This is a genomic window from Providencia sp., assembly GCF_003533305.1.
In the GTDB taxonomy this organism is placed as follows: domain Bacteria; phylum Pseudomonadota; class Gammaproteobacteria; order Enterobacterales; family Enterobacteriaceae; genus Providencia.
This window is the reverse complement of the sequence record NZ_DOEH01000023.1, coordinates 318,704-332,053: the sequence shown is the minus strand read 5'-3', so window position 1 is coordinate 332,053 and position 13,350 is coordinate 318,704. Positions and strand designations below refer to the sequence as shown.

Annotated in this window: 11 protein-coding genes and 1 pseudogene; all 12 read right to left on the bottom strand. The window is 33.3% G+C overall.

Annotation, left to right across the window (positions count from 1 at the left end):
* Positions 1-4: 4 nt before the first annotated feature.
* Positions 5-679, bottom strand: coding sequence for a hypothetical protein (locus tag DD649_RS15865; protein WP_294108709.1), 675 nt, complete (start codon positions 677-679; stop codon positions 5-7).
* Entirely contained in the window at positions 660-1,373 is a 714-nt protein-coding gene (locus tag DD649_RS15860; RefSeq protein WP_294108707.1) for an ATP-binding cassette domain-containing protein, read from the bottom strand. Before DD649_RS15860 ends, DD649_RS15865 begins: the two co-directional genes overlap by 20 nt.
* A gap of 20 nt (positions 1,374-1,393) precedes the next feature.
* Entirely contained in the window at positions 1,394-2,452 is a 1,059-nt protein-coding gene (locus DD649_RS15855; RefSeq protein WP_294108705.1) for an ATP-binding protein, read from the bottom strand.
* 67 nt (positions 2,453-2,519) lie between these two features.
* Positions 2,520-3,668 carry a beta-ketoacyl synthase N-terminal-like domain-containing protein gene (locus tag DD649_RS15850; RefSeq protein ID WP_336430951.1) on the bottom strand — a complete coding sequence of 383 codons (1,149 nt, stop codon included), beginning with the start codon at positions 3,666-3,668 and terminating at the stop codon, positions 2,520-2,522.
* Entirely contained in the window at positions 3,665-6,250 is a 2,586-nt protein-coding gene (locus DD649_RS15845) for a beta-ketoacyl-[acyl-carrier-protein] synthase family protein (RefSeq protein ID WP_336430950.1), read from the bottom strand. The genes DD649_RS15850 and DD649_RS15845 overlap by 4 nt, the downstream gene beginning before the upstream one ends.
* Positions 6,251-6,323: 73 nt before the next feature.
* Positions 6,324-7,490 (bottom strand): aminomethyl transferase family protein, encoded by a 1,167-nt coding sequence (locus tag DD649_RS15840; protein WP_294108700.1) that lies wholly within the window; start codon positions 7,488-7,490, stop codon positions 6,324-6,326.
* Positions 7,491-7,520: 30 nt separating this feature from the next.
* The gene (locus DD649_RS15835) at positions 7,521-7,811 is read right to left on the bottom strand and encodes a phosphopantetheine-binding protein (RefSeq protein WP_294108698.1); all 291 of its coding nucleotides are present in this window, start codon (positions 7,809-7,811) and stop codon (positions 7,521-7,523) included.
* Between the two features lie 19 nt (positions 7,812-7,830).
* A complete protein-coding gene (locus DD649_RS15830) occupies positions 7,831-8,388 on the bottom strand; it encodes a 3-hydroxyacyl-ACP dehydratase FabZ family protein (RefSeq protein ID WP_294108696.1) in 558 nt (185 codons plus the stop codon).
* Positions 8,389-8,399: 11 nt separating this feature from the next.
* A complete protein-coding gene (gene fabG, locus DD649_RS15825; protein ID WP_294108691.1) occupies positions 8,400-9,155 on the bottom strand; it encodes a 3-oxoacyl-ACP reductase FabG in 756 nt (251 codons plus the stop codon).
* Positions 9,156-9,165: 10 nt separating this feature from the next.
* Positions 9,166-9,552: a holo-ACP synthase gene (acpS, locus tag DD649_RS15820; RefSeq protein WP_294108689.1), complete on the bottom strand. Its 387-nt coding sequence runs from the start codon at positions 9,550-9,552 to the stop codon at positions 9,166-9,168.
* A 78-nt stretch (positions 9,553-9,630) separates the two neighbouring features.
* Positions 9,631-12,171 (bottom strand): filamentous hemagglutinin N-terminal domain-containing protein, encoded by a 2,541-nt coding sequence (locus tag DD649_RS15815; protein WP_294108686.1) that lies wholly within the window; start codon positions 12,169-12,171, stop codon positions 9,631-9,633.
* 875 nt (positions 12,172-13,046) lie between these two features.
* Positions 13,047-13,223, bottom strand: a pseudogene (locus tag DD649_RS15810) (IS3 family transposase); the annotation flags it as partial.
* Positions 13,224-13,350 lie beyond the last annotated feature (127 nt).

The following is a 13,350-nucleotide window of genomic DNA, read 5'->3' as shown; positions in this document are numbered from 1 at the left end:
CCTCTTATAATAATGGAGGGAATATAGACTCAATTTCTGATACTGACCAAGGAGGCACACCAGTATAGCCATATTGTGAAAGTATTTTTCCCGTATCATTTTGTAAAAATAGTTTTCTCATCAGCATTTTAGATTCATCTTTTCGATTACAACTCATTAATGCCCTAGCTTGCATATATTCAAGCATAGGTAAAAATTCTTGAGCGACATTAGTATTTCTCATTAACGTACGACTATCCGCAATTGCAACCACACAACGGCCTAACGCTTGAGGAACAAAAGCATCCATACGTAGCCGTAAATACTTCAGCTGCCATTGATTATTATTTGATTCTACCGCCTCATCGATAGAGTAAAATGCCTTCTTAACTGATTCGGCCGCATTAGCTGGTTTATTATTTTTAACATATATATCAGAAATAAATAGCATCCCATAACCATAGAAAATCTTTTCAATACTATTATTCTTCAATTTAATATTTTTATCTAGCTCATTAGTCATTGAAATTAACGATTCAAAATTCATGTATTGATTAATTGATAATAACATTTCCAAATTATTACCATAAAGTTTATCTTTGAAATCATTTCCATAAAGAACAGAAGGCACCAATAATATAATCCCAAAAAACACTATGTATGAAATAAATTCATTTTTTTTAATTGGTAAATTTAACATTTTTTAACTTTCCATTTTCAAGCGCCAAAACTCTATTCGCTTTTGATGTTATCGCATCATTATGAGTGGAAATAATGACCGTGATCCCTAACTCTTGTTGGATATTAATTAATAGTTCAATCAATTGTTCACTATGATTTGCATCAAAATATACGATAGGCTCATAGGCGATAATCAGTTTAGGATTCGTTATCAGTGCTCTAGCAATAGCGGCTTTGTACAACAATAAGGGAGGTAATTCTTTTGGTAGTTTATCAGCAAATTGATTGATACCAATATACTCCATTATTTTTAGTATATGATTCCTAGCATTACGCTTGTTCATTCCATTTAATAATAGCGGATAAGAAACATTCTCATAAATTGTTAACGTCGATAATAAAAAAGGATACTTATAAATTAAGCCGATGAATTTATTACGTAATATTGAACATTTTAATCTATTAAGAGAAGACAAATAATTCCCCATCAAATAAGCATGCCCTATATAGTTATTATCAATACCTGAAATAATATTAAGCAACTTAACTCTTTCATGTTCGCTGGAACCCGTAATAACAATAAATTCATTTGAATGTATTTCTAAGCTTATTTCATCAAAGCTTATATTTTCATAAAAACCATCTCCAAAATATTTAATAATATTACATAAAGAAATAATTGGTATTTTATTCACATGTTGATTTTGAGTCATAAAATCACCTCATTGATATTTTATTTTTGCGAATTGGCTTCCCATAACTCAAGGAGCCAGCCCCCTCTATCGCCATCAATGACAGTCATGGCATGATAAGAGTTGGTTGGCTGAACATGACTTAAATACTCCCACATTAATGCTGGCATCATACAACCACTATCACCGTAAATATCATTTAATTGATGAAATTCGATTCGTTTTCCCAATTTTTTAAATGCAAATCTTTGAATTTTTCTAAATTCTACTGTCGGCAATGCTGTAGTAAATAATGACTTCGCACCTGAGTTTAAGCATTGCTTCCATATATCTGACAGATAATCTGATGCTTTACGATTTCCCTTCGGTAAAATAAAATAATCCCTCACACAAATTTGCATATGGTTGTTTTTTTCTTTATTTAAGATAAGGCAACCTGTGCGCTCAACACTTATTTGATTATTGGTGTCATTTAACCTTTTAAGCAAATTTTTAGGCTGATTTTCAATTTCACTAAAAACCAATACAGGAATTGCTCTAAATGCTCCGCAAATAAATATATTATCAAACTCATTACAACTTAATAAATCTTGAGCTAATAGTAGCGCTGACATAAGTCCATTGCGTTCACCTCTTACTTTGCAAGAAAAACCTCTTATTCCATATTTTTTCAATATACTTTTAGAAACTATATTTATATTAAAAGAATCTCGCCAACTTGAAATATCTTCAAATGTACTAATCTCTCCCCAAGATTCAACATATATGAAACCATTATTTCCTTTTCTCAATGAGAGTTTATTTCTAATATTTAATTTTGAAACTGCATAGTCACAAGATCGCTCCATAGAATGGAGATAAGGCCGATAACTTGCATTTCTTATACCTTCATTAGGATAAATTTTATGATTAACCCCATACCGCCTAAATGCCCAATGGCAACTTCCTGTTCTTTTATTGGCTAAATTTAGCATATGTGACTCCCATACATTATACCATGATGGAACAAATGGCATTATAGGCTCATCAGGTTCACACATTGAAAATGCAGCGATGCTCATTGCCTGTGGGGGGATATTATTCTTATTATCAGTTTTCATTAATTTAATTCCTGATATGATGAAAGCACCATAGTAATAATTGAACCATCCATTCCTAGCCCTAACTTCAGCATACATTTTTTAAGATATGGCAATGGTTCAGTATCCGAAAAAAATTAAATTTCAAATTACTTATTATTGGATAATGACTAACCGATGGGAGTATTCTCTTATTTATAATTGCTTCAGTCATAATCATTAAATCAATAATGCCTGAACAATTTGAAATATAACCAATTTGCCCTTTATAGCTCAAAACTGGAATATCTAAATTATTTTTTAATAAATTTTCAATTGCCATAGCTTCTGCTTTATCGCTGATTATGGACCCATTGCCATGAGCAAATACTGCACCAAGCTCTGATTCATTCAAATTTAGCGTTTCCATCGTATTTTCAATGACTTTAGATATTGTATAAAAGGAAACATTACTATTACGCTCGCCATGGCTTTGCATGCAGCCAGAATAATTGAGATAGACTCTAGGATGAAATTCTCTCTTATTAAGATGAGATTCACTTTCTAAAATTAATACTGCATAACCTTCCGAAAGTATAGCGCCATCACTAGCCAAACTAAAAGGTTGTGCATACTCTTGTACCAACATATCTTGGCCATCTATAAATAAAATATCTTGTAAATAAATATCTAGCCAGGAAATTACAACAACAACATCAAGCTCCCCATTATTAATTGCTTTATTCCCTATATGCGTGGCCATTAATGCCGAATTACTGGTGCCATATATACTTATCGGAGGCCATGTTAACCCATAGTATCGTAATAATTCATTAGCGAGATGATCTTGTGCATAATACTTAGCATGTAATTTTTTTATACTAGGAGAATAGTTGATATCTTCAACATCATTTTTATTATAAAACCCCTGATAATTATTTAAATCAGTTCTCATTCCGTGTCCAGCGAGATAAAACCTGACTCTTCTTCCTTGTAACTTCGTTTTATCTAGCTTTGCCTTTTTTAATGATTTATCGATTAGTTCCTTTAAAAAAAAATCTAACGCGTGCGGTTTATTATGATAAGTCACCACGGATGGATTTCCATATAATTCGAGCTCAGTCACTAAGTCTTCGTCATTAAACCATTTATTTTCCTGTACACATTCATTTGCTGTCAATTTATTTATTAGTTCATTAAAGTCATTTATTGTTGGTAAATTTATTTCCCATCCACTTAATATGGTTTTATCAGTCAAGGTATCCTCCTGACAATTATTGCATAGTGGTTTCCCCCTTCCGATGATCCTGTTATCAGTGCATAATTAATATTTTTCTTCGTAGGGATGGTAATAAAATTAACATCATCTGCAATAAAATCACTGGTATATGGAATTGGTGGTATTACACCAGTGCACATGATATTCACAATAATAGATATATTTAGCAAACCGGCTGATGATTCGACGAAACCATGTATTGCATTGTAATTAACGACTGGAGTCTCCGCTAAAGATGCTTGAAAAACATTACGGATGGCTGTAATTTCTGTTGCATCGTTCCATTTATTTCCATCACTGGAACCACAAACCAGGTCAATATCTTTTGACCCTATTTTTGCTTCTTTTAATGCCCGCTCAATTGCACTAACCAAGGCATTGGAACGATCACTAATATCGATACTTTCACTAACTTTAGTATACTCTTCATTAAAAAATGAATTGTCATTTGCTTTTCCGTAACCGACTATTTCAGCATATATCTTTGCATTTCTTCCTTTCGCATGTTGCATGTCTTCTAACAGCAGCATACTCGCGCCTTCTCCTGGAATATACCCTTTGGCGTCTTTGCTATAAATCTGAAAATCTTCTGCGTTTAAAGTTAAATTCACCTTTTTATTCATCGATTGCATGTAGATAGAAATTGAACCAAAGTTTTCATCTGCTCCACCTACAATAACTTGAGGCTGTAAATCTTGCCGAATAATTTCATAACCATAAGTTAAAGCACCTAAACCCGCATTAACTCCCGTTGCTAATGTGGTTGTATAACCCTTTATACCCGCAGAAATTGAGCAAAATGTCGGTACTGCATTCATCAAAGTTCCAGCAAACTCGGATGTCCTTACTTTGTTGGGATCCGGGATCAGACTTTGTAAATAGCGATTCACTGTGCTCTGAGGCCCCTTTGACATTCCCATAATTAAACCAATATTCTCACCATCCCGTTTTATTTTTCGGCCTGCATTCTCTAATGCCTCCGTTAACGCAATCAAAGCATATGTTCCGCTAGGAATCGCTTTGCGCGGATCGTAACAGCGTAGTAATTTTTTAGGATTAATATTTTTAACCCTGTGCTGACCTGATTTGTGATTTATTTTTTCTTCAATTTCTTGATTATAAAATGGATGTCCTAATGTTTTTTCGAATTCATGATCATGTTTAATCGCTGTCATTAATTTATTTATATCACTACGAACATCATGACCAAATACGATTTGCTCTAATTCACTTGGCCCCGCCATATTTTGTACAGCAAGCATTAATTCTTTAATATTATTCCCAGCTGATGTCACCGCTCCCATCCCCGTAATAACAACTCGCCTAGGAGTATATTCTGATATTTCACCTGTTAATAAATGTGGGCTAGCGACAATTGAGCAATTATTCCCACCGAAGGCGTAATTATTACTCATAAATAAACCAATTTTTTTATCTTGGAATTGGTTTGGAACATAGTTGAGATCACAATTTAGTCTTGGCTTTGTAAAATTCAATGTTGGCAAAACTTTGTTATCAACTGTAGTAATTAAACAAGCAATTATTTCAACTATACCCGCAGCACCAATATTATGACCAACATAAGATTTAGTAGAGCTAAGCGGTATATTGTCTATATTAGGAAAAACTTTTTTCATTGACATGGTTTCAATGCGATCATTAGCCTCCGTTCCCGTTCCATGAGCATTAATATAATCAATGTCATCAGCAGTAATATCGGCGTTTTGCATCGCCTTTAACATCACCTGAACTGCTCCACTTCCACGGGGATCAGGTCCAGTTTCATGATAAGCGTCGCATGAAGTCGCATATGAAGCTATTTCACCATAAATCGTTGCCCCACGAGCCTGCGCATGTTCGTAGTCCTCCAATACTAACGCCCCAGCACCTTCCCCAATAGACATACCCGGCTCGCCTGAAAAAGGTGAAGTCGGTGTGTTCTTCATGACGTTAAGAGCATAAAAACCAGCAAAAGTGGGTAAATAAATTGGCTCAGTCCCTACCGCTAATACAACAGGATGTTTACCATTTTGAATATAATCATATCCGATACCTATTGCATTAGTGCTCGCTGTACAAGCTGTAGCAACTAACTCAACTCCACCACGTAATCCAAGCAAATTGGATACACTTGAGCTGCAAGATGAAAAGCCGCCGGAAAGAATCGCTTTCTTAATAGAAAAATCCTCTACATGCTGTTCAAATAGAGGTAAAAAAGCTTCTGTACCCGCAGAGGATACCCCAACAATCATTGCTGTATTATCTAATATTGCTTTATTATCTTTTAAATTAGCTTGTTGCAATGCCTCTTTGGTAACTTTGTATGCCCACAAAGCTGCGTTATCCAAAAATCCAACTATATCTTTTCGAATATCCGAATAATCAATATATTGTTCTATCTCTGAGGCATTCGCATTGACGAACCATTTTGAATATCGTTTACTTGCCTTAATACTACAATCCATTGACAGTAATACATTTTTAAATTCAGGTATATTTTCTGCATGTGCGGAAAGAATGCCCATACCCGTTATGACGACACGACGACGTTTTATTTTCATGCAAGATCCCTTCCAAATTCTATCTTCTGGTGCTCACACTAATATGTAGAGCTCTTATAATTTAAAATTATTCTTATTCGATAAAACTCAACGCTCGCGTTCTATCTACATAACTATGCTCAATAGGGCTAATCATCAGGCTTAAATTATAAATAAATGGAATACTTGAAGTGACAATTTTAATGGTAACGTCATCTGATTTAATAATATAACTATCTATATCGACATAAGCATATTTATCTTCTATTAATAATCGTGCAATATACTGGCCTAATGCCCTCGAGAAACCAATATTAATAACGATACCGATTTCTTTTTCACGGAATAAAACTTTATTTCCAGTACATATTTTTTCACCATTATCACTAATAATCTTCGCGCCGATTACTCGCTTTGTTACCCCAGATTTTAATCTTTCTTTAATTGCTTCTAGTCCAATAAATTCTTCTTTATCATAGCTAACCACCCATTGCATTTGTAATTCAATAGGGCATCGTGTGTGCACGTTAAAAATATCAGGATCCCAACATGGATTCTCTAATCTCACATCCTGTAAATAACTAAAACTGCTAGTTTTTAAATCATATTTATCCGTTAATTTGAGTATTTTGCCCCATGCATCATCTAACTCAGCTTTTTCACCCAGTAAGTGATAACAAAATTCACCATGCTTGCCAGCACGCATCAGAATAAGCTCTGTATTAATATGCATATGTTCATGAAACGGTAATCCTATAATATCCAAGCCGAATATTTCTGATAACAATTCCCATGAATATGGCCCTTCAACACAAAGCATGCCCCATTCAGAATTAAGTGATTTTACAGTTTCAATTTTATAATGTTCACCTTCGTGCCTTTTTTTTTCTATAACATCATTCACCATTTTAGATAACGCATCACCTGTTAACCATTCAGAAACCAATAAATAGCTTTCATCATCACAAGCGACATAAAGGTCACTAATGATCTCACCTAAATCATCCAGAAATAATCCATATAATAGTTGTTCATCACGAATAGAAGAAAGATCAGCTGAAATCATATAATTCAATAATAACCATGCATCCTCACCAATCACTCTTGCAATACCATAATGAGAATAATCAACCAATAATACATTATTACGCACAGCATAGTATTCATCTTTAATACAAGACTGATTAGCCATCAAATTCATCTGATTATTTCCATCCAAAAGTGAACCATTTATTTCTGTTCCAGAAACTATAGACCCCATATTTATTCCTATATTTTAGAATTTTTAAATTTATTTAAAACTCTTCTTCATTAGAATAAAAGAAACCATATTATTTATATTACGCATATAACTAGGATCATCACCTTCACTAACTTGTATATCAAACACATCATTGATGAAAACTAGAATTTCCGTTGCGTCTACTGAGTCTAGTCTTAGGCCAGTGCTAAATAATGGAGTATCATCATCTATCTGGTTAGGCTTCCTATTTAAATTTAAACGTTCAATTAAACCACACTTTACTTTATTCAAAATTAATTTTCGTTGTTCTATTTTTTCTAATACTGAATTTTCATTCATAGTAATATATAAACCTTTGCTAATAACTCTCTCTATAATTGACAATAGTTCCTTGACAAACTATATGCCTCCCAACCCTTGCCTCAACGGCATAATGTTTAAATTTATTAGCGTCAGAAAAAGAGACTGAACTCTTCACTTCGATTGTATCCCCCGGGTATACTGCATTTGTGAATTTTAAATTTTGAGAGGCTAGTACACCATTAACTTTTTTCCTATGCTCTATTAACATTATTTCTGATTCTGGCCTATTTATTTCGCGTGATATTTCGTTGAACCCATGTAATTCAATACCGGTTCTATCTTTATGTTTGTTACAAAAATCATTAATAAATGATAAATATTCACTGGCCTGACCAAATATCTCTGCAATCATTACACCAGGCATAACTGGGGAACCTGGGTAATGTCCTATAATATAATTATCATTAAAAGTAATATGTTTTATAACCGTTATTGAGGCTTTATTTCCTGGTATAAAATCTACGATCCTATCTACCATTATGATTGGTTGCCTCCAACCACCTAGTTTCAAAAAAAGCTCAGGTGAAACAAGTGAATTATTATAATTAACCATGTGCTGATCTCTTAACGCATTACCATGCCACCATCAACGACCAGAGTTTGACCAACCATATAGCTGGATGCATCTGAACTTAGAAAAACGATTACGTCCGCGACTTCGCTAGCTAACCCTAAGCGTTGCAATGGGATAGTCGAGATAACTTGACGGACAACCTGTCTGGAAACTTTCTTCACCATCGCTGATTCAATCATCCCGGGCGCTACGGCGTTTACTCGTACTCCTTTACTTGCCAACTCAGCAGCCAAGGTACGAGTAAACCCAATAATTCCCGCTTTAGAAGAACTGTAATTAATTTGTCCTACACTTGGTATAATACCGGCAATCGATGAAACATTAATAATTGTTGATTTCTCTGCACTTCGTAATAAAGTTAACATTTTATTAGTAATGTTAAACATGCCAATTAAATTAGTGCTAATAATCTCTGAAAAATCGTTAGCATCCATTGTTGCAAACAAATTATCTTTAACAATACCCGCATTATTCACTAATACATTAATATATCCGACTTCCTTGGTTAAAAAGTTCATTAATTCATTTATTGAATTGTCATCTTTGATATTGCATTGTTTTATATATAAACAATGACTATTTTTATTTTTTAATTGTAATTCATCTAAAGAGTCTCGAAAACGATGATATATTGCATAAACATTGCATCCCTGTTCTAAATATTTAGCACAGATTGCCAGCCCCATATCGCCATTTGCCCCTGTTACCACTACATTTTTTTTATTTAGATCAGAATAAATGAACATATAATACTCTCTATAATAATGATGCCCCATCTAATAGTGCTGTTGCCACGGCATAAGAACGGCAATGTGAAATACTTAGAGATGATGTTTGAATATTTTTTTTATTCATTATCTCAAGCATCACCCCATTAAACTTATAGTAAGGACAACCATACTCATCATGGCGTATTTCAATATCATGAAATGTAATCCCCAGCCTAAACCCTATACCGGTTGCTTTCACTGCGGCTTCTTTTGCAGCCCATAAACCAGCGACTCGTTGAGGATTTTCATATACATCTTCAATATAGCTAATTTCATAATCTCGGAATAAACGTTTAATTAAGCTATCCTTACTCCTTTCTATCGCAACAATAACCCTATTAATTTCAATAATATCCGTGCCTATACTTATCATAATACTATTCCGAAAATAAATAATAGTTAAAATATAGAGGTAACTAATTATTTGCCACCTCTGTTATAACAAGTTTATTTATTCAATAATTGGCCCAACTAAGCGGCCTTTGTTGACAAACTGTCCAGAAGCATTAATTTTCACGCCTTCCCTGCCAATTAACGATCCTGATTTTTCATTTGTGATATTCACGCCCGAGATCGTACTGTTTAGATCTGAATTTAAAGTTCCTTTATTAACAATGTCTTTTTTTACGGTCAACGTAAATGACTCTTTGCCTGATAGTGTACTTTTAATACTATTATCAAATTTACCGCCAACATTTATATTCAAACCTTTAATGCCAGAAATAACTCCGGAATTATTAAAATCTTTAGTAATATAAATATCAGTAATACCTTCAGACGCAATAACCCCCGTTAGTGTGTTGGCTTCCAATGAACCCGAACTTACATTCTTCAGTTCTGCAGTACTCAATTCTAACTTCTCTTTTGCATAGACGGTACCATGGGTATTATTTAAGGAATCAGCCTTAATAATTATTTCCTGCTCAGAAGCAATCATACTGCTAGCGTTTTCCAATTGGTTGAAATCAAGAACCATGTTACCTTTTTCAGTAATAATTCGGCCTGAGTTCGAGGATAGTTTTTTACCTTTCAATGTCATTGATTTTTTACTAACAATACCACCAACTTGATCCGGCTGGCCTAGATAGAACCCCATTTCAGTTTTGTAGCCAGAACTACGACTATTTTTTAAATTATTGGCCGCAACATCAAGACTCACTTCAGAAACAATAAAGCCAGAGTCATTATCTAGAGTATCTGTTTCTACCTTAATATTATCACCTTTAATGATACCTTTACTGTTCCCGATAGTGGGTGACTTAATTAATGCTTCCTCACCCTCGAAGAATAAAACACCAAAATGATTATCGAGTTTTTTAGTAATAACGATATCGCCGCCATTTTTAGATGCAATACCGCCATACATATTATCTACATTATCACTTTTAAATAGCAGTTTCCCATCAGTTTTTATTTGCCCCCATTGGTTAGATATCGTGCCTGTATTTGTAAACTCGAAGTCGCCTTCACTGGCCAAAATACCTTTATCATTGCTCAAACCAGCAATATTAATAGACATACCACCCTTACCACTTAAAATACCTCGTGTATCATGACTTGCTGTATCTGCTGTCAGCCCATTATTCGATAATTTATTTCCATTAGTATTAATAGTGAGTTTATTAGCTGAGCGGATACGTGCTGTATTATTATCTAACTTCCCGCTTTTAATATTAATATTGCCATCTGTATCTATAGTGCTATTTTTATTATTGAATGTTTTAATATTTGTATCTATATCTATATCACCTTCCGCCTTAATTTGGCCATTATTATTCGTGAATATACCACTCTCTATTTTAATACTGCCTATTGCAGCAAAGCCAACCTTAGTTCCTAATGTCGTGTCATTAATAATACTTTTACCATTAGTATTGATAATTATATTACTTTCACTTGCAATGTAGGACGCATCATTCTTTAATTCACCGCTATTGATCGACACCGAACCTTTCGATGAAATATTACCTTTCGAAGAGTTTACTAATTTTGAGCCTTGGGTATTAATATTAATTGCACTTAAGCTTTGGATTTTACCCGTCGTATTTTTAATATCACTCGCAACATTGATATTTACAGTTCCTTTTGCAACAATTTTACCTGCACTATTCAGTAGCTCCCCTTTATTATCGATAATAAATCCATCAGCCCCACCTCTTACTTGTCCTTGATTAGAAAAAGCAGCTTTAGCATCCGTACTCACCAATGTGATTTTTTTTGCTTTTATCTCAGCATCTTTTTCAACTTTCAGGCTTGTTCTAGGTGCTGTTCCTGTTCCTTTGATTTCAGTAACTTTGTCATTTTCTGCATTAACTTCATTTGCGCCAGTCGTTACCCGTAAATCAGTTTCCTCTGCATGTACAATACCCGTGACGACTACATCGCGAGAAATTAAATCAATATTGCTAGGCGAATCATCAAATGCAACATTTCCACTAATAGAAATAGTGCCTTTTACTACTTTATATGAACTTAATGCATTGTCCTTAAGTACCAATGAGCCTGTCGTTAAAACGGCGCGGTTAGCACTAAGAAAGGTACAACTACTGCAATTAATACCTGATGGGTTGGAAACTATCACTCTGGCACTTTTTCCTGTCACTTCAATAATGCCATTTAGTGTCGTTGCTTTAGTTGATTTTACATCTATAAGTACTATATCGGCTTCTCCATCCGCCAAGTTACTGTTTCCAGGTACTTTACCAGCCAGTTGAGTGTCTGAATCTGTAGAACTATTATTGATAACCAAACCGGCTTCGGAAATATCGAAATTTTCATAGGTATTATATGAGTTACCATGACTTACCGTGGCAATATTTAAAACTTTAGCATTCTCTTTTTTAACCGCTTCAGTTAACGCTTCTGTTGAAATCGTATTAGCGTTCACAATAGATACCATACCTATCGTCATAAAAATTGAAAGTGCGATAGGTTTTAGCTTAGTTAAATTTTTACCCTCTTTATTAAAAAAAACATGTTTACTTTCTTTCATTGTAAATCCTTAGTTTAACATTGAAATAATTAGCACATGACGAGTAGCGATAAGATAGATAGAATATATAAAAAACAACTTATTGGTTAATTATAAAAATAAAGCAACCCTATCAAAATATGATACAAATAGAATTTTAAAATAAAAAATTAATTTACACCCCAAATATAAATCATAATGATTGAAGTTACTTATTGAGCATAAATATATACAAGCCGTTTTATTTATCAACTTTTTTTATGGTCTTTATCGCTTAACATTCACAATCTAACATCATGGAATATAAAATTAAAACCAAAAAAAAACCGAATTAAATTTAAATAACTTCAATATATAACAATATAAAATAAAACTATAAATAGACTAAAAATTAAATTTATTATTATTTTTTCACGATTATAAAACTTATATGCTTTAAAAATTAATGATAAATCACAGTGCGTAATGGCAAAATATTATCCCCATATAAAAGCCATTTCCTCTAGTTGCAAATACAGCCCCCCTGAAAAATCACCTTTAAATTATAACGAGTTAATCAACTCTAAATTCGTGATTTTATTAAGTGGTTCATACCTATCTTAGCAACCTTTTCCCTTAAAACTTGAGACTATACCTCTCAATATTTATACGATAGCCAATAAATTATTAATCGCCGATACTTTTTATTATTTGCATAATGATTATAGTTATAATCAGCTAATCTGATTATAACTATCTATTAATTACAAGGTAATTGCATTCCATATTTAAAACTTAAAAAATAACTAATTTAACAGGTACTTGCCAAATTTTAGTTCAATGCTACTGTTTATCATCCTCAATAGAGGATAATTAATGATTAAAAAAAACCTAAAATCGCGGTCACATTTTGTTGATTATTTAATATATGTATACTTGTAATGGTCAATAAATACTGAAGAAGATCTAAGCGGCATTTTTAGTTCATGATATTTTTGATGTGGCGTTAAATAACCAATCATCGAATGGCGTCGAGAATAATTGTAAAACTGAATGTAATTTTCAATTTCATAGACGGCAGATTGATGATTAATATTAGGAGCATATCGATGTTTGTTATCCGATGAAGGATTATCGTGCTTTTTCGTGAGTCTAATTGCCACTCATTGATTTAATTTCATGGCATTCGATATTTTATAAGTGCTAATTTAGTAACATTAT